The sequence below is a fragment of the Micromonospora pallida genome (genome assembly GCF_900090325.1).
Taxonomy (GTDB): Bacteria; Actinomycetota; Actinomycetes; order Mycobacteriales; family Micromonosporaceae; genus Micromonospora; species Micromonospora pallida.
In genome coordinates this window covers 6951061-6972635 of sequence record NZ_FMHW01000002.1, presented here as the reverse complement: position 1 = coordinate 6972635, position 21575 = coordinate 6951061, and the positions used below count along the sequence as shown (strand labels likewise).

Below are 21575 nucleotides of genomic sequence, written 5' to 3'. Positions count from 1 at the left end.
GACGGCACCGGAAGCGGACGGCACGGCAAGCGGACGGCACGGGAAGCGGAGGCTGGAGATGCTGGCGCGGCAGCGGCAAGCGGCCATCCTGGAGCGGGTCCGGGCGACCGGCGGTGTACGGGTCAGCGAACTGGCGGCCGAGTTCGGCGTCTCCGACATGACCATCCGCCGGGACCTGGACGCGCTGGACGCCCAGGGGCTGCTCGCCAAGGTGCACGGCGGGGCGACGGTGGCCGACACCTCGGCGGCCGACGAACCCGGCTTCGACGCGAAGTCGGTGCGCCAGCCGGCCGAGAAGGGGCTCATCGCCACGCACGCCGCGCGGCTGGTCCGCCCCGGTGCGGCCGTCGCCCTCTCCGCCGGGACGACCACCGCCGCCCTGGCCCGTCGCCTGGTCGACGTGCCGGGGCTGACCGTGGTGACCAACTCGTTGCCGGTGGCGGAGGTCTTCCACACCGGCGGCCGGTCGGACCAGTCGGTGATCCTCACCGGCGGCGTACGGACGCCCTCCGACGCGCTGGTCGGTCCGCTCGCGGTGGCCGCGATCCGCTCCCTGCACCTGGACGTGCTCTTCCTCGGTGTGCACGGGATCAGCGAACGGGCCGGCTACACCACGCCGAACCTGATGGAGGCGGAGACCAACCAGGCGCTGATGGCCTCCGCCGACCGGCTGGTGGTGCTCGCCGACCACACCAAGTGGGGTCTGGTCGGCCTCTGCTCGATCGGCGAGCTGGGCTGCGCGGACGTCGTGGTGGTCGACGACCGGCTGCCCGAGGAGGGTCGCCGGGTGCTCGGCGAGCGGGTCACGGAACTGATCGTCGTGGAACGGGCGACGGGTAACCGCGCGGCGGCGACCGAAGGGACACCGGCATGAAGCGTACGGTCACCAAGCTGGCCGACGGCCGTGAGCTGATCTACTTCGACGAGCGGGACGACGTCCTCCGGGACGCACCGGACCGGCGGGAACTCCCCCGCCCCCGCCCGCGTCACAGCTCCGCTACGACCCGCTGCTCGACGAGTGGGTGGCGGTCGCCGTGCACCGGCAGACCCGTACCTTCCTCCCCCCGGCCGACCAGTGCCCACTCTGTCCCTCCCGGGGCGACCGGCTCAGCGAGATCCCGGCCTCCGGGTACGACGTGGTGGTCTTCGAGAACCGGTTCCCCGCGCTGAGTCAGCGGATCGCCGACGAGCCGCCGGCGATCACCCCGTTCACCGAGATCCAGCCCGGGCTCGGCCGCTGCGAGGTGGTCTGCTTCACCGACGATCACCACGCCGCGTTCGTCGACCTGCCGCCCGGCCGGGTGCGGACCGTCCTCGACGCGCTCGCCGACCGGACCGCCGCGCTGGCCGAGGTGCCCGGCGTCGAGCAGGTCTTCTGCTTCGAGAACCGGGGCGTGGAGATCGGCGTGACTTTGCACCACCCGCACGGCCAGATCTACGCGTTCCCGTTCGTCACGCCCCGGACCCGGGCGATGCTGGCCGCCGCCCGCCGGCACGCCGACCGCACCGGTGGCAACCTCTACGCGGACGTGCTCGCCGCCGAGCGGGCCGCCGGGGAGCGGGTGGTGGCGAGCAACGAGCACTGGACGGCGTACGTGCCGGCGGCGGCGCGCTGGCCGTTCGAGGTGCACCTGGCCCCGCACCGGCCGGTGCCGGACCTCCCGGCGCTGACCGACGCGGAGCGGGACGCCTTCGGTCCGCTCTACCTGGACGTACTGCGCCGGTTCGACGGCCTGTTCGACCTGCCGATGCCGTACATCGCGGCCTGGCACCAGGCCCCGGTACGCGTCGACCGCGACCTGGCCCACCTGCACCTACAGGTGTTCAGCATCCGCCGGGCGGCGGACAAGCTGAAGTACCTCGCCGGCACCGAGTCGGGGATGGGCGTCTTCATCAGCGACGTCGCCCCCGAGCAGGCCGCCCACCTCCTCCGTACCGCCACCTGACCTCCCCCACCCGGACAGGGTGCGGGGGGCCCGGGACAGGGCCCCCCGCTGGGAAGGGACGGCTGGCTGTGCGCGACAGCCGGGGAAGGCTGGCTGACTCGATCACGTACCGCAGGCGACCGTGGGTCAACCTTCCTGGACGCGACTGGCATCACGTCCAGCCTGTCAACGACCGGACGGCGCGTCCGGTGACGCCGGGCCGTCGACGCCGAGGCGGCGGCGACCCAGGCGGAACGGGTGGAGCCCGCCGGCGACTGCCGACGGGCTCCGGTGGTACGGGAGAGGATCAGGCGCCGAGCTTGCGCGCCAGGTTCTCGTCCAGGACGTTCATGAACTCGTCGGTGGTCAGCCACGGGGCGTCCCGCCCGATGAGCAGCGCCAGGTCCTTGGTCATCTGGCCGCCCTCGACGGTGTCGACGATGACCTGCTCCAGGGTGTTGGCGAACTCGGTGACCGCCGGGGTGTTGTCCAGCTTGCCCCGGTGGGCCAGGCCCCGGGTCCAGGCGTAGATCGAGGCGATCGGGTTGGTCGAGGTCTTCTCGCCCTTCTGCCACTGCCGGTAGTGCCGGGTGACGGTGCCATGCGCGGCCTCCGCCTCGACGGTGCGGCCGTCCGGGGAGAGCAGCACGGACGTCATCAGGCCGAGCGAGCCGAAGCCCTGCGCGACGGTGTCGGACTGCACGTCACCGTCGTAGTTCTTGCAGGCCCAGACGTAGCCGCCCTCCCACTTCAGCGCGGCGGCGACCATGTCGTCGATCAGCCGGTGCTCGTAGGTGATGCCGGCGGCGTCGAACTCGGCCTTGAACTCGTTCTCGAACACCTCGGCGAAGATGTCCTTGAACCGGCCGTCGTACGCCTTGAGGATGGTGTTCTTGGTCGACAGGTAGACCGGGTAGCCGCGGTCCAGGCCGTACCGGAACGAGGCACGGGCGAAGTCCCGGATCGACTCGTCGAAGTTGTACATGCCCATCGCGATGCCGCCGCCGGGGAAGTTGGCGACCTCCATCTCGACCGGCGCGCCGCCGTCGGTCGGGGTGTAGGTGATGGTCACCGTGCCCGGGCCGGGGACGACGAAGTCGCTGGCCTTGTACTGGTCGCCGTGGGCGTGCCGGCCGATGATGATCGGCTTGGTCCAGCCGGGGACGAGCCGCGGCACGTTCGACATGATGATCGGCTCACGGAAGACCACGCCGCCGAGGATGTTCCGGATGGTGCCGTTCGGCGAGCGCCACATCTTCTTCAGGCCGAACTCCTCGACCCGCGCCTCGTCCGGCGTGATGGTGGCGCACTTGACACCGACGCCGTGCTCCTTGATGGCGTTGGCGGCGTCGACGGTGACCTGGTCGTCGGTCTCGTCGCGGTACTGGATCGAAAGGTCGTAGTAGTGGAGGTCGACGTCGAGGTAGGGCAGAATCAGCTGCTCCCGGATCTGCTTCCAGATGATCCGGGTCATCTCGTCGCCGTCGAGCTCCACGACCGGGTTGTTTACCTTGATCTTCGCCATCGGCCGGCGCTCCTCTCAGGGGACACATGCTCAAGCAGTACGAGCGTACTGGAACTTGCCGAGCCCCCGGCACCCCACCCTCCACCTCCCCCGGAAGAGCAACGATCCTCCGGCCCGCCCCGCCGCGATCGGGGGATCGCGGGGGACGGCGGGCCGGAGGATCAGCGTCGCGGCAGGGTCACATGTTGGCGACGTCGGACTGCTTGGCGCGGACCGCCTCGGCGGCCTCCTTCAGGCTGGCCAGCTCGTCGGCGTCCAACTCGGTGGTGACCACCCGCTTCACGCCCTCGGCCCCCAGCTCGGCCTCCACGCCCAGGTAGACACCGGAGATGCCGAACTCGCCGTCGACCCAGGCGCAGACCGGCATGACCTCGCCGGAGTCCTCGGCGACCGCCTTGGCCATCCGAGCGGCGGCGGCCGACGGCGCGTAGTAGGCCGAACCGGTCTTGAGCAGGGCGACCACCTCGGCACCACCGTTGCGGGTCTTGACCACCAGCTCCTCGATCTGCTCGGCCGGCATCACGTCGCGCAGCGGCTTGCCGTCGACGGTGCTGCGGGACGGGACCGGGACCATGGTGTCGCCGTGCGAGCCCAGGGTGAGGGTCGTCACCGACTTCACCGGCACGCTGAGCGCCTCGGCGACGAAGTTGGTGAACCGGGCGGTGTCGAGCATGCCGGCCTGGCCGAGCACCCGGTTCTTCGGGAAGCCGGTGGCGATCTGGGCCAGCGCGGTCATCTCGTCGAGCGGGTTGGACACGACAATGACCACGGCGTTCGGGGCGTACCGGGCGACGTTCTCGGAGACCTGGCGAACGATCTTGGCGTTGGTCTCCAGCAGGTCCATCCGGCTCATGCCCGGCTTACGGGGCAGGCCGGCGGTGATCACGACGACGTCCGAGCCCTCGATCGCCTCGTAGCCCTCGCCGTTGGGGCCGGTGGTGACGCCGACGACCTTGGTCTCGAAGCCCTCCACCGCCCGCGACTGGTTGAGGTCGAGGGCGAGGCCGGCGGGCTTGCCGTCGACGATGTCGGTGATCACAACGGTGTCGAAGACGTCGTACTCGGCCAGGCGCTGCGCGGTGGTGGAGCCGTAGAAGCCGGCCCCGACGACAGTGACCTTCTTACCCATGGTCGTCCCACTCCCTGCTACCAGTCGGTTTTCCGGACCGTATCAGTCATGGTGGCACCGGACCGGCCAGGGGCGGACGGTTATGACGTAGTCGGCACCAACCGCTCGGCCCGCTCGACCACGTTGGTCAGCAGCATCGCCCGGGTCATCGGCCCCACCCCACCGGGCATCGGGACCAACGCGCCGGCCACCTCGGCCACCTCGGGGGCGACGTCACCGGTGTAGCGGCCCTTGCCGTCCGCGCCGATCACCCGGGTGATGCCCACGTCGACCACCACCGTGCCGGGGCGCACCATGTCGGCGGTGAGCAGGCCCGGCACCCCGGCGGCCACGATCACGATGTCGGCTCCCCGGGTGTGCGCGGCGAGGTCGAGGGTCCCGGTGTGGCAGAGCGTCACCGTCGCGTTCTCGCTGCGCCGGGTGAGCAGCAGGCCGAGCGGACGGCCGACGGTGTTGCCCCGGCCGACCAGGGCGACGTTCGCCCCCCGCAGTGGTACGTCGTACCGGCGGAGCAGCTCCACGATGCCGCGCGGGGTGCAGGGCAGCGGGCCGTCGTAGCCGAGCACCAGCCGGCCCAGGTTGACCGGGTGCAGGCCGTCGGCGTCCTTCTCCGGGTCGATCAGCTCCAGCGCCCGCTGAGTGTCCAGGTGGCTCGGCAGCGGGAGCTGGACGATGTAGCCGTGACAGGCCGGGTCGGCGTTCAGCTCGGCGAGGACCGCGTCGACCTGCTCCTGGGTGGCGTCGGCGGGCAGTTCACGCCGGATCGAGGCGATACCCACCTCGGCGCAGTCTCGGTGCTTGCCGTTGACGTACGCCTGGGAGCCGGGGTCGGCACCGACCAGGACCGTACCCAGGCCGGGGGTGATGCCCCGCTCCGCCAGTGCCTTGACCCGCACCCGCAGCTCGTCCTTGATCTCCGCTGCGGTCGCCTTGCCGTCCAGGATCGTCGCCGTCACTCCCCGATCGTCTCACGCCCGGCACCCGAGGTTCCGCCGACCCGTTCGTTGTGCCCGTCCCACCCGCGTCGACCTGGGGCGATCCAGGACTGCGACGGGCGGCCGGAACACGTACCGGCACTCACCCTCCGTCACTTTCCCCGCCCGACGCGCTGGGTGTGGGGTGCCGGCTGGGTTGGTTGCAGGGGACCCCTGCTACGCAAAATCCGGTAGTAGGGGACCCCTGCAGGCACCCGAGGAGCCCGCCGTCAGCGGGCCGGCGGCGACTGTGCGCAACGGCCGGCGACCGTCGGTGGAGCGTCAGTGGAAGAAGTGCCGGGTGCCGGTGAGGTACATGGTGACGCCGGCCTCGGTGGCGGCGGCGATCACCTCGTCGTCCCGGATCGAACCGCCGGGCTGCACGACGGCGCGCACACCCGCGTCGACCAGCACCTTGAGCCCGTCCGCGAACGGGAAGAACGCGTCGGAGGCCGCGACCGAACCCCGGGCCCGGTCGGCCCCGGCCCGGTTGACCGCCAGGTGGGCCGAGTCGACCCGGTTGACCTGCCCCATGCCGACCCCGACGGTCGCGCCGTCGGCGGCCAGCAGGATGGCGTTGCTCTTGACCGACCGCACCGCCCGCCAGGCGAAGGCCAGGTCACGCAGGAGGTCGTCGTCGGCCGGCTCGCCGGCCACCAGGCGCCAGGCGGTCGGGTCGTCGCCGGGCGCGTCCACCCGGTCGGCCGTCTGCACCAGTACGCCGCCGCCGACCTGCCGCCACTCGGCGGGCGGTGGGGCCCAGGCCGGGGCGCGCAGGAGGCGCAGGTTCTTCTTGGCCTGGAGCACCTCGACCGCGCCCGCCTCGAACTCCGGAGCGACCAGGACCTCGGTGAAGATCTCCGCGACCTGCTTGGCCAGCTCCACGGTGACCGGCCGGTTGACCGCGATCACCCCGCCGTACGCCGAAACCGGGTCGCAGGCGTGCGCCTTGCGGTGCGCGTCGGCCACGTCCGCGCCGACCGCGATGCCGCACGGGTTGGCGTGCTTGATGATCGCCACGGCCGGCTGGTCGACGAAGTCGTTCGCCGCCCGCCAGGCGGCGTCCGCGTCGACGTAGTTGTTGTACGACATCTCCTTGCCGTGCAACTGCTCGGCCTGCGCCAGCCCGGCCGGGGCGTCCGGGTCGAGGTAGAGGGCGGCCTGCTGGTGCGGGTTCTCGCCGTAGCGCAGCGCCCGCTGGGCGCGTAGCCCCAGCCCGGCGAAGGCGGGCCACTCGGTGCCCTCCGGGTCGAGCTGGACGGCACACCAGTTCGCCACGGCCACGTCGTACTCGGCGATGTCGGCGAAGGCGCGGGCGGCGAGCGCGCGGCGCTGCGCCAGCGAGAAGCCGCCGTAGTCGAGGGCGGCCAGCACCATCGGGTACGCCGCCGGATCGGTCACCACGGCCACCGAGGCGTGGTTCTTGGCGGCGGCCCGGACCATCGCCGGCCCGCCGATGTCGATCTGCTCGACGCACTCGTCGACGCCCGCGCCGGAGGCGACCGTGGCCTGGAACGGGTACAGGTTGGAGACCAGCAGGTCGATGCCGACGATGCCGTGCTCGTCGAGCTGGGCGGCGTGCGAGTCCTTGCGCAGGTCGGCCAGGAGGCCGCCGTGGATCTTCGGGTGCAGGGTCTTGACCCGGCCGTCGAGGATCTCCGGGAACCCGGTCACCGTCTCGACGGCGGTCACCGGCACCCCGGCACCGGCGATCGTGGCCGCGGTGCTGCCGGTGGAGACCAGCTCGACGCCGGCGGCGTGCAGGGCCCGGGCCAGCTCGACGAGCCCGTTCTTGTCGTAGACGCTGACCAACGCCCGCCGGATCGGCCGGCGTCCGTCCTCAGGGGAACTCACGGAATCGTGACCTTTCTTCCGGTGATCGTCCAGCCTTCGCGGACCAGGCGGCCGACCTGCTCGACCAGCTGCCGCCGCTCGGCGGACTTGATGCGCTCGGTGAGCGCCTCCTCGTCGTCGCCGTCGAGGACCGGCACCGCGACCTGGGCCACGATCGGCCCGGTGTCCATACCCGCGTCGACGAAGAACAGGGTCGCACCGGTGACCTTGACGCCGTAGGCGAGGGCGTCCCGGGGCCCGTGGATGCCGGGGAAGGCCGGCAGCAGGGTGTTGTGGGTGTTGAGGTAGCGGTCCCCGAAGGCGGCCAGGAAGTGCGGGCCGACGAGCTTCAGGAAACCCGCGGACACGACCAGGTCGGGGCGGTGTTCGGCGACCCGGGCGGTGAGCGCGGCGTCCCAGTCCTCGCGGGTGGGGTGGTCCTTCACCCTCTCGACGAAGGTGGGCACCCCGGCGGCCGTGGCCCGGTCCAACCCGGCGATGCCGTCCCGGTCGGCGCCGACCGCGACCACCCGGGCTCCGTACGCCGGGTCGGTGCTGACGTCCAACAGGGCCTGAAGGTTGCTGCCGGAACCGGAGACGAGGACGACGATGCGGGCGGACGCAGGCTCGGTCACCAGGTCACCCTATCGGGCCGGTGACGGCCCTCCTCCGCTGGTCGGCCCACCACCAGCCGGTCCTGTCCGTGAGACCGGGCACCGCCGGTGATCACGCTTGTCGTCCCGAACAGGTACTCTGCCGTCGCTCGATACTCGACGCGCGAACGGCCGACGCCCCCTCCGCGGGTGGCCCCGGTTCGCGGTCCCCGATCAAGGAGTTCACCCCATGCAGCCCGGATACCAGCCCCAGCCGCCGCAGCAGATCAACAACAACATGACCATGTCGATCGTGGCGATCTTCCTCTTCTGGCCGCTCGCCATCCCCGCCCTGATCAACGCCTCCAAGGTCAACCCCCTGGTGCAGCAGGGCAACTACGCGGCGGCCCAGGCCGCCGCCGCGGAGAGCAAGAAGTGGTCGAAGTGGGCCATCATCATCGGCGTCGTCTGGTACGTCATCTCCCTGATCTGCTGCGTGCTGGGTGGCCTCGGCGGGCTGATGGGCGCTGACACAACCGTCTGACGACTGACCCTCCCAACGCCGTACCGTAAGGAGAGCAGCCCGTATGCAGCCCGGTAACCCCGGTCAGGACCCGTACGGCCAGCAGCCGCCGTCGGACCCGACCTCGCCGCAGTACTCCGACCCGTACGCCCAGCCGCCGCAGGCACCGTACGGCCAGCAGCCGCACGACCCGTACGGTCAGCAGCCGCAGGCACCGTACGGTCAGCAGCAGCCGGATCCGTACGGGTCGCCCGCCTCCGGGCAGCCGTACGGGCAGCCGCCGACGTCGGGGCAGCCGTACGGGCAGCCCACCTCCGGCCAGCCGTACGGGCAGCCCACCTCCGGCCAGCCGTACGGGCAGCCCATCTCCGGGCAGCCGTACGGGGACCCGTACGCGCAGCAGCAGCCGTACGGTGCGGCACCGGGTTACCCGGCGGGTCAGTACGGTCAGTTCGGCCCGACGCCGCAGAACAACAACCTCGGCCTGATCGGCATGATCGCCGGTATCGCCTCGGTCGTCTTCGCGATCTGCTGCGCGTTCCTCGGCATCATCCTCGGTGTCGCCGCCGTGGTGCTGGGCGTCATGGGCCAGAAGAAGGCCGCCCAGGGCCTGGCCAGCAACAAGGGCCAGGCGACGGCCGGTCTGATCACCGGCGCGGTGGGCATCGTCATCGGACTGCTCAACGCGGTGCTCGGTGTCGCGCTGAACCTGGGCTCGCTGAACCTGTCCTGACCCGACAGCCAACGGGGGCGGGGCGGCCGGAGGAATCCGGCCGCCCCGCCCCCGTTCGACTAGGGACGGGTGAAGGCGCGGGTGGCCGCGGCACCGATCACGGCGCCGACCGCCACGACCGCGGTGGCCACGGCGGTCACCTGCCAGGCCAGCGGCCCGACCTCGGCGAGCCGGCCGCCGCCGAGCGGACCGCCGGAGACCGCCGCCGCCGTGCCCACCAGCAGCCCGGCCACCGGACCGGCCAGCGCCGCCGCGCCGAGCAGCGGCCCCCAGGCCGCAGGCGTCCGGTCGTCGGCGGCCGACCGCAGCAGCCGACGGGCGAGCAGCCAGCCGGCCGCCATCCCGATCAGGACCGGCACCGCGAGCAGTACCGCCCCGACCCCGTCGACCGGTCCGCGTGGCAGGCCGGCGAGCAGCGGTACGGTCGGCAGCGCGCCGACGGAGACCTCGCTGGTGCGTACCGCCGTGTCGGTGCCCACGGCGAAGCCGGGACCGAGCAGGTAGCTCGTCGCCCAGATCGCGACGTTCGGCGCGTAGGCGAGGCTGACCAGGGTGATTCCGGCCTGCCCGGCCACCCCCGTCTGGTACGCGCCGATCATGTCGGCGGCGTCCCCGCCACCGGTGGCGATGGCCAGCCCGGCGGACCCCGCCCCGGCCCCGACCAGCAGCAGTCCGGCGACCAGACCGGTGCGGACCCCGTCGTGCAGCCCGGTGGGCACCCGCCGGACCAGGTCGTCGGGGACGCCCGTGGTCCGCAACGCGCCGACCAGGGCGGCGACCGCACCGACGGCACCGAGGGTCACCCCGGCCCGGAACGGGGACGCCCCCGTCCCGCCGCTGTCGGCACCGGTCGCGGCGAGCACACCGAGCAGCGCGTACCCGAGACCCACCGCGCCGGCCGCGACGAACGCCGGACGGAGCTGTCGGCTGCCCCGCGCGCCCAGTGCCCGGGTGGTGTGCACCCCGGCCCGGGTCAACCGCCAGACCACCAGGGCGGTCAGGGTCAGCGGGACGAGGCCGAGCGGGCCGGCGCTGGTGCCGAGTGGCACCCCGTGGCCGAGCAGCCAGCCGGCCAGACCGGCGCGGAGCGCGCCGGTCAGCGACGCGGCGTCCTCGCTGAGCTGGATCAGCCCGAGCACCACGACGACCGGCAGGTACGAGGTGAGGGCGGCCCAGCCGGCGGCCACCACTGCGGCGACGGCCAGCGGGGCATGCCGGCGGCGGGACGCGCCGGGCCGGTCGGACGCGCCAGGTCCCCGGCCACGCGTCCGGGGAACCGGACCGGCGCGACCGGTCGGCCGGTCGTCGGAATCGACGTCGGCGGAACGGCGGGGCTGATCAGGGGTGATGGAGGTCATCGGGTTCTACTCTGGCACGCCGGACGAGCGGGGGCAGTCCGATAACCCGGCGGATCGGGACGAGTTCGCTGATCCTTCCGCCCGGGACGGTACACCCGGTCTAACCTCGGCGCAGGCGCGGCCTTCCGCGGCCGTGGCCCCGACCGTTCCGGAGGAAGCCGTGTCCGCTCCCTACGCCCCGCCCCCGCCGCCCGCCGCCGGTAAGAACCGGACCACCCTCTGGGGCGTACTCGGCATCGTCCTCGGCCTGCTGTGCTGCGGCATCCTGGGGATCGTCTTCGGCTACCTGTCGATCCGCGACGCCCGGCGGTACGGGCAGTCGCCGGTGCTCGGTTGGCTGGCCATCGCACTCGGCGTGATCAACATCATCGGCAGCGCGGTCCTGCGGGCCACCGGCAACTACCCGCTCGGCGGCTTCGGCAACTCCGGCAACTACTGACGACCTGGTGCCACGACAACACGAAGGGGGCCGCCCGTCCGGTCGGCCCCCTTCTGGGTACGTGTCGTCGGCTCAGCCGGCGGACATGATCTCCCGCATCAGCTTGGCGGTCTCGGTCGGCGTCTTGCCGACCTTGACGCCGACCGCCTCCAGCGCCTCCTTCTTGGCGTCGGCGGTGCCCGCCGAGCCGGAGATGATCGCGCCGGCGTGCCCCATGGTCTTGCCGGGGGGCGCGGTGAAGCCGGCGATGTAGCCGACCACCGGCTTGGTCACGTTGGCCTTGATGAACTCGGCGGCCCGCTCCTCGGCGTCGCCGCCGATCTCACCGATCATCACGATGGCGTCGGTGTCCGGGTCGGCCTCGAAGGCGGCCAGCGCATCGATGTGGGTGGTGCCGATGATCGGGTCGCCACCGATGCCGACGCAGGTCGAGAAGCCGATGTCCCGCAGCTCGTACATCATCTGGTAGGTCAGCGTGCCGCTCTTGCTGACCAGGCCGATCCGGCCGGTGCCGGTGATGTCGGCCGGGATGATGCCGGCGTTGGAGGCGCCCGGCGAGGCGATGCCCGGGCAGTTCGGGCCGATGATCCGGGTGCGCTCACCCTGGGCCACGTTGTACGCCCAGAAGGCGGCGGTGTCGTGCACCGGGACGCCCTCGGTGATCACCACGGCCAGCGGGATGCCCGCGTCGATCGCCTCGACCACCGCGCCCTTGGTGAACTGCGGCGGTACGAAGATCACCGTGACGTCGGCACCGGTCTGCGCCATGGCGTCGGCGACGCTGGCGAACACCGGCAGCTCGGTGCCGTCGAAGTCGACGGTCTGCCCGGCCTTGCGCGGGTTGACCCCGCCGACGACGTTGGTGCCGGCGGCGAGCATCCGCCGGGTGTGCTTGGAACCCTCGGAACCGGTCATCCCCTGGACGATGACCTTCGAGTCCTTGGTCAGCCAGATCGCCATTGTCAGACCCCCGCAGCCGCCAGCTCGGCGGCCCGCTCGGCCGCGCCGTCCATGGTGTCGACCCGCTCGACGAGCGGGTTCTTCGCGCCGTCGAGGATCGCCCGACCGGCCTCCGCGTTGTTGCCGTCGAGACGGACCACGAGCGGCTTGGTGACCTTCTCGCCGCGCTGCTCGAGCAGGGACAGCGCCTGGATGATGCCGTTGGCGACCTCGTCGCAGGCGGTGATGCCGCCGAAGACGTTCACGAAGACGCTCTTGACCGACGGGTCGGACAGGACGATCTCCAGGCCGTTCGCCATCACCGCGGCGCTCGCGCCACCGCCGATGTCGAGGAAGTTCGCCGGCTTGACGTTGCCGTGCCGCTCACCGGCGTACGCCACCACGTCGAGGGTCGACATGACCAGACCCGCGCCGTTGCCGATGATGCCGACCTCGCCGTCGAGCTTGACGTAGTTGAGGTCCTTCTCCTTGGCCCGCTGCTCCAGCGGGTCCACCGTCGCCTGGTCGACCAGGGCCTCGTGGTCCGGGTGCCGGAAGGCCGCGTTCTCGTCCAGGGTCACCTTGGCGTCGAGCGCGAGGACGGTGCCGTCCGCCGTCCGGGCCAGCGGGTTGACCTCGACCAGCGTGGCGTCCTCGGCGACGAACGCCTGCCAGAGCTGGACGGCGATCGCGACGACCTGGTCGGCCACCTCGGCCGGGAACCCGGCGGCGGCGACGATCTCCCGCGCCTTGGCCTCGTCCACCCCGATGTTGGCGTCGATCGGGGCCTTGACGACCTTATCCGGGGTCTCGGCGGCGACCTGCTCGATGTCCATCCCCCCGGCCACGCTGGCGATGCACAGGAAGGTGCGGTTCGCGCGGTCGAGCAGGTACGAGAAGTAGTACTCCTCGGCGATGTCCGCGGTCACCGTGATCATGACCTTGTGGACGGTGTGGCCCTTGATGTCCATGCCGAGGATGTCGGTGGCCCGGGCCACCGTCTCGTCGGTGCCCTCGGCCAACTTCACGCCGCCGGCCTTGCCTCGGCCACCGACCTTCACCTGGGCCTTGACGACCACCCGCCCGCCAAGGCGCTCGGCGATCGCGCGTGCCTCCTCCGGGGTCGTCGCGACGCCGCCGGCGAGCACGGGCAGCCCGTGCCGCTCGAACAGGTCCCGCCCCTGGTATTCGTACAGGTCCACGATTGCGCGTCCCGTCCCGTCTCCGCGGCGCGCCGTCGCGCCGCCACCAGCGTTGGAAAAAGCTTGACGCCTGCCGTCACAGAAGACAGGCCGTTTGCGGCAGCCTAACGAGCAGGCCACCACGGGCAACCGAGCGGGTGCGTGGTGTGCCGAAACGCACAGTGACGTGCGGGGCGACGGACGCCGGGCAGGAGGCGGCGGGACGGCGGGCGGCAGCAGTCGGCGCGAGGCGCGCGACGTGCGGAGTGACGGACGCCGGCGACGGGGCGAAGGTCGGCGCGGGGCGGCGGATCGGGGCGGCGCGACGGCGCGGGGCGGCGTGGCGCGACGACGCGGGGCGACGGGGGCGGCGGGGCGGGGCAGGGCCGCCGGTCCGCCGGGTCGGCCAAAACTTGCCGCGCGAGGGCGTAACCCCTGGTGCGAGGGGTCGTTGAGTGAAGTGTCGGAGCGCTGGTCAGCGCGATGACGGGAGACGGCCGATGCCCTGTCGGTCGAGGGGTGGCGGCGGGGCATCGTGCATAGAGGGGCCGGACGTGTGAGGGGTGCGTCCGGTCCCTCCCCCCGTTTCCGACCCGTCGGGACCGGGAGTCTCCCGCCGCTGTTCCTTCGCCTCGCCGTTCAGCCTGCCTCGCTGTTCAGGCTGCTTCGCCGTTCAGCCTGCCTCGCCGTTCAGTGGCCGAGTGGGTGGCGCGCCGGCACTGCCCGGGTCAGCCGACCGGCTGGGCGATGTTGTCCCGGACCCACTCGACGATCGCCTGGGTGGTCGCGCCCGGGGTGAAGATCTGCGCCACGCCGAGCCGCTCCAGCTCGGGGAGGTCGGCCTCCGGAATGATGCCCCCGCCAAAGACGACAATGTCCCGGGCATCCCGCTCGGCGAGCAGTTCCAGCACCCGGCGGAAGAGCGTCATGTGCGCGCCGGAGAGCACGGAGAGCCCGACCGCGTCGGCGTCCTCCTGGATCGCCGTCTCCACGATCTGCTCCGGCGTCTGGTGCAGCCCGGTGTAGATGACCTCCATGCCGGCGTCGCGCAGGGCGCGTGCGACCACCTTGGCACCCCGGTCGTGCCCGTCCAGGCCCGGCTTCGCGACGACGACCCGAATACGAGAGCTCATCAGCGCACACCTTTCACAGGCTCGGCGGTTCCACATGCTCGGCGGCAGATCACCTGAACGAACGGTAACCGACGGACCCCCGTCGGGAAATCCGACCAACGATCCATCGATGGGTGGCATGCCTCACGTCGATCGGACATCCGCAGCGTAGTGATGACGCAGAGCAACGAAAATGCGCTAACGAGGGCGAATAGCAAAGGTGACGAATCGCACTAACTCATCACCCAACTGGACAAAACAAAACTTGAATATGGCGCTCCGGCTTGTGGGGCGTCCGGGGGTTGGCTACCGTGTCCACGGTTGTCATCAGGTCCACGGACGGGTGACGACGCGGCCAGTCGGAGTTCAGCTGAGCGTCACGAACCCGACGAAGCCGCATCGGAAACCCGACAACGGAGGGTGTGCGTGCGCCAGCGCCTGTTGGATGAGCCCGATAGATATCGCGGTCGTCGCCGGGTACCCACTCCACCCCGGAGCCGTTACGCCGCTGTCGTCACCACCGCCTTCGTCGGCGCAGGTCTCGTCGCCCTCGGTGCCAGCGCGATGCCCGACGCCAAGGGCGTCAGCCCCTCGGCTCTCGACGAGCTGCGGCAGGCATCTGTCACCAGCCAGGACTTCGCCGACCGGGCCAGCGACGCCGAGCGCGCCAGCCGGGACACCACCCGCCTCGCCGCCGACGAGGCCGCCGAGCCCGAGGTCTGGCTGCTGCCCCTCCAGGGCTACGAGTTCACCACCCCGTACGGCATGCACTGGGGCGAGCTGCACACCGGCATCGACCTGGTCGCCCCGGAGGGCACCCCGTACGTCTCCATCCACGACGGCACGGTCACCAAGGCCGGCTGGTACGGCGGGTACGGCTACACGGTGATCGTCCGGCACGCCGACGGCAGTGAGGCCATCTACGGCCACTCCTCCCTGGTCAGCGTGCAGGAGGGCCAGCAGGTGAAGGCCGGCGACCAACTCGGCCTGGTCGGCAACACCGGCCACTCGTACGGCTCCCACCTGCACCTCGAACTCCACGTCAAGGGCGAACCACTCGACCCGGTGCCGTGGCTCCAGGAGCGCGGAGTGGACATCAAGCTACAAGTCGAGGCAATCTACAGCGACGTAGCCGCCTCCTGACGTAGCGCAACGATCGTTTACCGCCCGGGTCCGCCGACCCGGGCGGTTTTCTGTGCGCAAACCTCGACCAAAGTGATCTGCGCCACTCCAGTGGGTGTGAGCAAGGGCACCACCCAGCATGATCACTTATAGGGGCGTACACCGCCACACAGGGACATAGCCGGGCAGCAGCACCCTTCCCGCGTCGAGCCGCAGCCGGACCCAGGGATCGCTCGCGTCGGCCAACCGCCGACGATTTCCAGGTCCCGTAGCCCACCCGACTGTGAAGGTCACCGTGCAGGAAGACAGCTTCAGCCAGAACGAGAACAGCCGTGACGAGTCCGTCCCGTCCCGTGTCGTCCGGCTCCGGCAGCGTCGGCGCCGGACCCGGTACCTCGTCGCGGGTGCGGCCGCCCTGGTCGGCCTCGGCCTCACCGGCGTGACCGTGATCGCCACCGGCTCCGACGACTCCCCCGCCCCGACCACGGTCGCCCTCGACACCGAGGAGCGCGCCGCGGCCGCCGCGCGGGCCGACCGCGCCGATCGCCCGCCGGTCACTCCCTCGGCGACCGCGACCACCCCGACGCCCGCCCCGACCTCGGCCAGCCCCAGCCCCAGCACCACCCCGAAGCCCCGGGCCAGCACCACTCAGAAGGCCACCGCCGCCCCGAAGTCCACCCGGACGACAGCCGCCAAGCCGAAGGCGTCGTGGGTCAACCCGATGCCCAACGCACCCGTCACGTCCTGCTACGGGCAGCGGTGGGGCACCCTGCACGCCGGCATCGACCTGGCCCTCCCGTCCGGCACGCCGGTCCGGGCCGCCGCCGCCGGCACCGTGGTCAAGGCCGGCGACGTCGGCGACGGTTACGGCATTTCGATCTTCGTCGACCACGGCAACGGCTACCTGACCCAGTACGCCCACCTCAGCGCGACTGTCGTCTCGGTCGGCGCGAAGGTCAGCGCCGGCACCACCATCGGCAAGGAGGGCTCCACCGGCGACTCGACCGGCCCGCACCTGCACTTCGAAGTGCACCAGGGCATGTGGAACCAGATCGACCCGGCCCCGTTCATGCGGGCCCGTGGCGTCGATCTCGGCTGCTGACCCGGGCTGAGACGCCGCCCGGCAGCGCGGCGGATCGTGGTGCCGGAGGGCCCCCCGGGAGGGCCGTCCGGCACCACGATCACGGACAGACCCCGGGACGCCGCCCGGCCCCGGCTCGGCACGACAGCGTGCGGAACCAGGGCCGGGGGATCCCGGTCGGGACGGGTCAAACGGCCGGAACGGGCTTCGCCCGGCCCAGCGCCGGCGGGCTCACCGGCGACGACTTCTCCAGGTAGCGCCAGAGCGCGTCGCCGCCGTTGTAGAGGCTCCGATCCTGCCGCGCCGGCCGTCGAGGCCGCCGCGAGGGACAGGGCCAGGCCGGCGGTCACGGCCCCCAGCATGGACGGTTTCCGGCGTCGCACCGGGTTGGATCGGAACGGTAGTACGGTCTTGCGCATACGGTTGAGCTCCCAGCCTGGCTAGGCGGTTCGGTTTGCGTCCCGAGCCTGCCGGCGACCCCCGAACAGCCGATGAACGATGGGTGGGATGGGCGCGACAAGGCGCTTGCGGTCCGCCGACGATCCGCCCCGTTTCCGCAGCCCAAAGGGGTAGACCAACGGCAGCGGCTCGGTCGGTCCAGGCCCGGGCGGCGGCCAGGTCGGCCAGACTGCACCAGTGAGGGTACGCACGGTCAGGTGGACGCCGTGGCGGTTCGTGACCGTGTTCGGCGTGGTCAGTCTGCTCTCCGACATGGTGTACGAGGGCGCCCGCTCGGTCATCGGGCCCTACCTGGCCACCCTCGGCGCATCCGCAGCCCTGGTCGGGCTGGTCACCGGCGTCGGAGAGGCGTCCGCCCTGGTCGGGCGACTAGCCACCGGCCCCCTCACCGACCGCACCCGGGCCTACTGGCCGCTCGTCATGATCGGTTACGCCGTGACCATGGTGGCGGTGCCCACGCTGGGGCTGACCACCGCGCTCTGGCTGGCCGCGTCCCTGTTCGTCGCGGAACGCGCCGGCAAGGCGATCCGTGGCCCGGCCCGGGACGTGATGCTCTCCCACGCCGCCACCGCCGTCGGCCGGGGCAAGGGCTTCGCCGTCCACGAGGCGCTCGACCAGGCCGGTGGGGTCGCCGGACCGTTGCTGGTCGCCGCCGTACTGGCCGGCACCGCCCACCACTACCGGCCCGCGTTCCTCGCCCTGGCCGTACCCGCCGTGGCCGCGCTGCTCCTGCTGTTCTGGCTACGCGCCAGTGTGCCCGATCCGGCGCGCTTCGAACCGCGCCGGCCAGCCGCTCCGACAACCGCCCCGTCCGGCGGACGGCTGCCCCGGGTGTTCTGGACCTATCTGACGTTCACGGTGCTGACCACGGCCGGCTACGCCACCTTCGGCGTGCTCAGCTTCCACCTCGCCACCCGCCACGTCGTACCGGTGGCGGTGGTCCCGGTCGTGTACGCCGCCGCGATGGGCGTCGACGCGGTCGCCGCCCTGGCCTCCGGGTGGCTGTACGACCGGGTCGGCGTCCGGATCCTGGCCGCCGTACCCGTGCTGACCGCCCTGATCCCGCTGGCCGCGTTCACCACCACCTGGGCGACCGCGGTCGCCGGTGTCCTGGCCTGGGGGGCCGTGCTCGGCATCCAGGAGTCCACCATGCGGGCGGCCATCGCCGACATCGTCCCGGCCGACCGGCGGGGCACCGCCTACGGGATCTTCGCCGCCGGCCTGGGCGGGGCGACCCTGGTCGGTGGGCTGCTCACCGGCACCCTGTACGAGTACTCGGTCACCGCCGTGGTCGGCGCCGTGGCCGGCATCCAGGTGGTCGCCCTGGCGGTGTTCGTGGCGTTCGTCCGACCGGCTCGCCACGCCGTGGGGTGACCCGGCCGGTCAGAGCTTCTCGATGGGGGCGTGCCGGAGCACCAGCCACAGCTTCTGGTCGCCGAAGTCGATCTGCGCCCGCGCGCCCGGCCCGTGTCCCTCGACGGCGGTCACCCGACCCAGCCCGTATCGCTGGTGGTTGACCCGGTCGCCGACCGCCACCTTGGGTGCCTGCGGCAGCTCGCTGGCCGTGGCGAGGCGACTGCCGTCCACGCCGAGCCGCTTGGCGAGCTGGGCCGCGCGAGGCGTACCGCCGGTGAAGCCACCGCCGCGACCGGCGTCGAACCGGTCACCGGTGCCCGCCCGGCCGCCGACCCCGCCGCCCCCACCGGCCCAGGAGGTGTAGGAACCCTCGGTGCGCTCCCAGCGGACCAGCTCGGTCGGCAGCTCCTCCACGAAGCGCGACGGCGGGTTGTAGGCCGGCTGCCCCCACGCGGTGCGGGTGACCGCCCGGGAGAGGTAGAGACGCTGCCGGGCCCGGGTGATGCCGACGTACGCCAGCCGCCGCTCCTCCTCCAGCTCCCGGGTGTCGCCGAGGGCGCGCAGGTGCGGGAAGACGCCGTCCTCCAGGCCGCTGAGGAAGACCACCGGGAACTCCAGGCCCTTGGCGGTGTGCAGGGTCATCAGGGTGACCACGCCTTGGTGGTCCGGATCATCGCTGGGAATCTGGTCGGCGTCGGCGACCAGCGCGACCTGCTCCAGGAACCCGGCCACGGTGGCGCGTTCCCCCTCGGCACCGAGCGCCTCGACCCGCTCGGTGTACTCCCGGGCGACGCTGACCAGTTCCTGGAGGTTGTCCACCCGGCCGGCGTCCTGCGGGTCCAGGCTCTCCTCCAGCTCGGCCAGGTAGCCCGAGCGGGTCAGCAGCGCCTCCAGCGCCTCTTCCGGCGTGCCGGTGGCGGCCAGCTCGCGCACCCCGTCGAGGAGCGCCACGAACTCGGTGATCGCGTTCGCCGCCCGCGTGGAGATGCCCGGGGCGTCCTTCGCCCGGCGCAGGGCCGCGCCGAAGGAGATCCGATCCCGGGCGGCCAGCGCCTCCAGGCACGCCTCGGCCCGGTCACCGATCCCCCGGCGCGGAGTGTTGAGGATGCGGCGGGTGCTGACCGTGTCGTCCTCGTTGACCACCGCGCGCAGGTAGGCGAGCGCGTCGCGGACCTCCTTGCGCTCGTAGAAGCGCACCCCGCCGACGACCTTGTACGGCAGGCCGACCCGGATGAAGACCTCCTCGAAGACCCGGGACTGGGCATTGGTGCGGTAGAAGACCGCCACGTCACCGGGGCGGGTGTCGCCCGCGTCGACCAGCCGGTCGATCTCCCGGGCCACCCAGTCCGCCTCGGCGTGCTCGGTGTCCGCGACGTACCCGACGATCTGCTCGCCGTCCCCCGCGTCGCTCCACAGCCGCTTGGGCTTGCGGGAGGTGTTCCGGTCGATGACCGCGTTGGCCGCGCTGAGGATGGTCTGGGTGGAGCGGTAGTTCTGCTCCAGCAGGATCGTCCGGGCGTCGGTGAAGTCCCGCTCGAACTCGAGGATGTTGCGGATCGTCGCGCCCCGGAAGGCGTAGATCGACTGGTCGGCGTCGCCGACCACGCAGAGTTCGGCCGGCTCGAGCCCTTCGGTGCCGGAGACCAGCTCCTTGATCAGCACGTACTGGGCGTGGTTGGTGTCCTGGTACTCGTCGACCAGCACGTGCCGGAACCGGCGGCGGTAGCTCTCCGCGACGTGCGGGTGCGACTGGAGCAGGTGCACCGTCGTCATGATCAGGTCGTCGAAGTCCAACGCGTGCGCCTCGCGCAGCCGCCGCTGGTAGAGGGTGTACGCCTCGGCGAGCGCCCGCTCGTTGGGCCCCTTGGCCCGGTCGGCGAACGCCTCCGGGTCGACCAGTTCGTTCTTAAGGTTGGAGACCTGGGCGGCCAGCCCTCGGGCCGGGTATCGCTTCGGGTCGAGGTCCAACTCCCGGGCGACGAGCTGCATCAGCCGGCGGGAGTCGTCGGCGTCGTAGATCGAGAAGGTGGACTTCAGCCTGGCGTGCTCGTGCTCGGCCCGCAGGATCCGCACGCAGGCGGAGTGGAAGGTCGACACCCACATCAGCCGGGCACGCGGACCGACCAGGGCGGTCACCCGCTCCTTCATCTCCCCGGCGGCCTTGTTGGTGAAGGTGATCGCGATGATCTCGCCCGGGTGCACGTCCCGCGCGGCGAGCAGGTACGCGATCCGGTTGGTCAGCACCCGGGTCTTGCCCGAGCCGGCGCCGGCCACGATCAGCAGCGGCGACCCGGCGTGGGTGACCGCCTCCCGCTGGGGCCCGTTCAGCCCGGCGAGCAGACCCTCCGGATCGGGCCGGGACGGACCGGAGCCGGCGTGGCGCGGCACGGCGGACGGGGCCCCCGGCGTGGGCTGGGACCCCGGCGTGGGCTGGCGTGGGGGGATTTCAAAGAGAGCATGCATCGCACGGCGAGTCTATGCCGCCGGGCCGACACTTCCCGCCGCGGTGCGCTCCGGACCCATGCGTGGCGCCGCTGACCTGCGGCTGCGTAAACGGTTCGACCGGACTGCGGCGCGCTTGCGCCCCGGGCCACCGGATGGGCATACTCGACGGCGTGTTCGGTCGGCGTTACTACTTTTACTACGGCTCCGGGAGTCCGGCAGCCGTAGGTCACGCCTGATCGACCAGACCTACGAAGGCCCCGGGCTCCTGGAGTCCGGGGCTTTTTCGTCCCGGGATCCGGGCACCGGGCACCACAGTGCGAGAGGTACCCGATGATGACAGACGTGGTGGAACAGAACGGGGAGTCGACCGGGACGGCGCGGCCGGGCGAACAGGGTGACCGGCCCGCGGCGCAGACCGGTACGCAGGAGCCGGGCGCGGCGGCCCGGATCGTCGCCATCCGGGAGCGGATCGACGAGATCGACCAACAGTTGATCGATCTCTGGCAGGAACGGGCCGGGCTGTCGCAGCAGGTCGGCCGGACCCGGATGGCCTCCGGCGGCACCCGGCTGGTGCTCTCCCGGGAGCAGGCGATCCTGGAACGCTTCCGGACCGCCCTGGGCGCCGACGGCGTCCAACTCGCCCTCCTGCTGCTGCGCGCCGGCCGCGGGCCGCTCTGAGCCGTCGGGCGGCATTGCCGCCGGGGTGAGGACCGCCTCACCGGAAGCCGGCCGGTTTCGGCGAGGACCGCTCCACCGGAAGCCGCTCGGTTTCGGCGACGGTCGCCATGCGGCCGGCCGGGGCGGCAGTCGACACAGATCCGGGGCGCCGGCCGAATGACCGACGCCCC

At 72.0% G+C, this 21575-nt stretch carries 18 protein-coding genes and 1 pseudogene; 9 read left to right on the top strand and 10 right to left on the bottom strand.

The genetic code is table 11. The features are described 5' to 3' along the window. Nucleotides 1–58: 58 nt before the first annotated feature. Together GA0074692_RS29905 and galT are read left to right on the top strand one after the other, a co-directional pair. The gene (locus GA0074692_RS29905) at nucleotides 59–874 is read left to right on the top strand and encodes a DeoR/GlpR family DNA-binding transcription regulator (RefSeq protein ID WP_091650573.1); all 816 of its coding nucleotides are present in this window, start codon (nucleotides 59–61) and stop codon (nucleotides 872–874) included. Further along, nucleotides 871–1946, top strand: a pseudogene (galT, locus tag GA0074692_RS29900) (galactose-1-phosphate uridylyltransferase). The gene GA0074692_RS29905 and the pseudogene galT overlap by 4 nt, the downstream one beginning before the upstream one ends. Nucleotides 1947–2232: 286 nt before the next feature. On the opposite strand, the gene GA0074692_RS29895 reads toward galT, so the two are convergent. From GA0074692_RS29895 to purN, 5 genes are all read right to left on the bottom strand, one after another. Beyond that, nucleotides 2233–3450, bottom strand: coding sequence for an NADP-dependent isocitrate dehydrogenase (locus GA0074692_RS29895; RefSeq protein ID WP_091650570.1), 1218 nt, complete (start codon nucleotides 3448–3450; stop codon nucleotides 2233–2235). A gap of 178 nt (nucleotides 3451–3628) precedes the next feature. Beyond that, nucleotides 3629–4579 (bottom strand): malate dehydrogenase, encoded by a 951-nt coding sequence (locus GA0074692_RS29890; RefSeq protein WP_091650567.1) that lies wholly within the window; start codon nucleotides 4577–4579, stop codon nucleotides 3629–3631. Between the two features lie 80 nt (nucleotides 4580–4659). Next, the gene (locus GA0074692_RS29885; RefSeq protein WP_091650564.1) at nucleotides 4660–5535 is read right to left on the bottom strand and encodes a bifunctional methylenetetrahydrofolate dehydrogenase/methenyltetrahydrofolate cyclohydrolase; all 876 of its coding nucleotides are present in this window, start codon (nucleotides 5533–5535) and stop codon (nucleotides 4660–4662) included. A 300-nt stretch (nucleotides 5536–5835) separates the two neighbouring features. Further along, entirely contained in the window at nucleotides 5836–7407 is a 1572-nt protein-coding gene (gene purH / locus GA0074692_RS29880) for a bifunctional phosphoribosylaminoimidazolecarboxamide formyltransferase/IMP cyclohydrolase (protein ID WP_091650560.1), read from the bottom strand. Then, nucleotides 7404–8021: a phosphoribosylglycinamide formyltransferase gene (gene purN, locus GA0074692_RS29875; RefSeq protein ID WP_091650556.1), complete on the bottom strand. Its 618-nt coding sequence runs from the start codon at nucleotides 8019–8021 to the stop codon at nucleotides 7404–7406. Before purN ends, purH begins: the two co-directional genes overlap by 4 nt. A 208-nt stretch (nucleotides 8022–8229) precedes the next feature. Between purN and GA0074692_RS29870 the strand changes: the two genes are divergently transcribed. Both GA0074692_RS29870 and GA0074692_RS29865 read left to right on the top strand, forming a co-directional pair. Continuing rightward, on the top strand, nucleotides 8230–8523 hold the full coding sequence (locus GA0074692_RS29870; RefSeq protein ID WP_091650549.1) for a CD225/dispanin family protein: 294 nt from the start codon (nucleotides 8230–8232) through the stop codon (nucleotides 8521–8523). A gap of 43 nt (nucleotides 8524–8566) precedes the next feature. Beyond that, nucleotides 8567–9235, top strand: coding sequence for a DUF4190 domain-containing protein (locus GA0074692_RS29865; protein ID WP_091650543.1), 669 nt, complete (start codon nucleotides 8567–8569; stop codon nucleotides 9233–9235). A gap of 59 nt (nucleotides 9236–9294) precedes the next feature. Here GA0074692_RS29865 and GA0074692_RS29860 read toward each other — a convergent pair whose 3' ends face one another. Further along, nucleotides 9295–10593, bottom strand: a complete 1299-nt coding sequence (locus tag GA0074692_RS29860; RefSeq protein ID WP_091650539.1) for a cell division protein PerM — start codon at nucleotides 10591–10593, stop codon at nucleotides 9295–9297. A 160-nt stretch (nucleotides 10594–10753) separates the two neighbouring features. Here GA0074692_RS29860 and GA0074692_RS29855 point away from each other — a divergent pair, with 160 nt between their 5' ends. After that, nucleotides 10754–11032 (top strand): hypothetical protein, encoded by a 279-nt coding sequence (locus GA0074692_RS29855; protein WP_091650537.1) that lies wholly within the window; start codon nucleotides 10754–10756, stop codon nucleotides 11030–11032. Between the two features lie 72 nt (nucleotides 11033–11104). Here the strand turns inward: GA0074692_RS29855 and sucD are convergent, their stop codons facing one another. From sucD to icmB, 3 genes are all read right to left on the bottom strand, one after another. After that, complete coding sequence (gene sucD, locus GA0074692_RS29850; protein ID WP_091650532.1) at nucleotides 11105–11992, bottom strand: succinate--CoA ligase subunit alpha; 888 nt, start codon at nucleotides 11990–11992, stop codon at nucleotides 11105–11107. 2 nt (nucleotides 11993–11994) lie between these two features. Then, nucleotides 11995–13173, bottom strand: coding sequence for an ADP-forming succinate--CoA ligase subunit beta (sucC, locus tag GA0074692_RS29845; RefSeq protein ID WP_091650529.1), 1179 nt, complete (start codon nucleotides 13171–13173; stop codon nucleotides 11995–11997). A 707-nt stretch (nucleotides 13174–13880) separates the two neighbouring features. Continuing rightward, nucleotides 13881–14285, bottom strand: coding sequence for a coenzyme B12-dependent isobutyryl CoA mutase small subunit (icmB, locus tag GA0074692_RS29840; RefSeq protein ID WP_091650524.1), 405 nt, complete (start codon nucleotides 14283–14285; stop codon nucleotides 13881–13883). A 405-nt stretch (nucleotides 14286–14690) separates the two neighbouring features. Between icmB and GA0074692_RS29835 the strand changes: the two genes are divergently transcribed. The 3 genes from GA0074692_RS29835 to GA0074692_RS29825 all read left to right on the top strand — a co-directional run bounded on the left by GA0074692_RS29835 (nucleotide 14691) and on the right by GA0074692_RS29825 (nucleotide 18300). Beyond that, nucleotides 14691–15407 carry a M23 family metallopeptidase gene (locus GA0074692_RS29835; RefSeq protein ID WP_091650521.1) on the top strand — a complete coding sequence of 239 codons (717 nt, stop codon included), beginning with the start codon at nucleotides 14691–14693 and terminating at the stop codon, nucleotides 15405–15407. Nucleotides 15408–15681: 274 nt separating this feature from the next. Beyond that, nucleotides 15682–16488: a M23 family metallopeptidase gene (locus GA0074692_RS29830; protein ID WP_091654298.1), complete on the top strand. Its 807-nt coding sequence runs from the start codon at nucleotides 15682–15684 to the stop codon at nucleotides 16486–16488. Nucleotides 16489–17103: 615 nt separating this feature from the next. Next, entirely contained in the window at nucleotides 17104–18300 is a 1197-nt protein-coding gene (locus GA0074692_RS29825) for an MFS transporter (RefSeq protein WP_245730513.1), read from the top strand. Between the two features lie 9 nt (nucleotides 18301–18309). Here GA0074692_RS29825 and pcrA read toward each other — a convergent pair whose 3' ends face one another. Further along, nucleotides 18310–20745: a DNA helicase PcrA gene (gene pcrA, locus GA0074692_RS29820; RefSeq protein ID WP_091650517.1), complete on the bottom strand. Its 2436-nt coding sequence runs from the start codon at nucleotides 20743–20745 to the stop codon at nucleotides 18310–18312. 312 nt (nucleotides 20746–21057) lie between these two features. Between pcrA and GA0074692_RS29815 the strand changes: the two genes are divergently transcribed. Next, nucleotides 21058–21405 carry a chorismate mutase gene (locus tag GA0074692_RS29815; RefSeq protein ID WP_091650515.1) on the top strand — a complete coding sequence of 116 codons (348 nt, stop codon included), beginning with the start codon at nucleotides 21058–21060 and terminating at the stop codon, nucleotides 21403–21405. The last annotated feature ends 170 nt before the right edge of the window (nucleotides 21406–21575 follow it).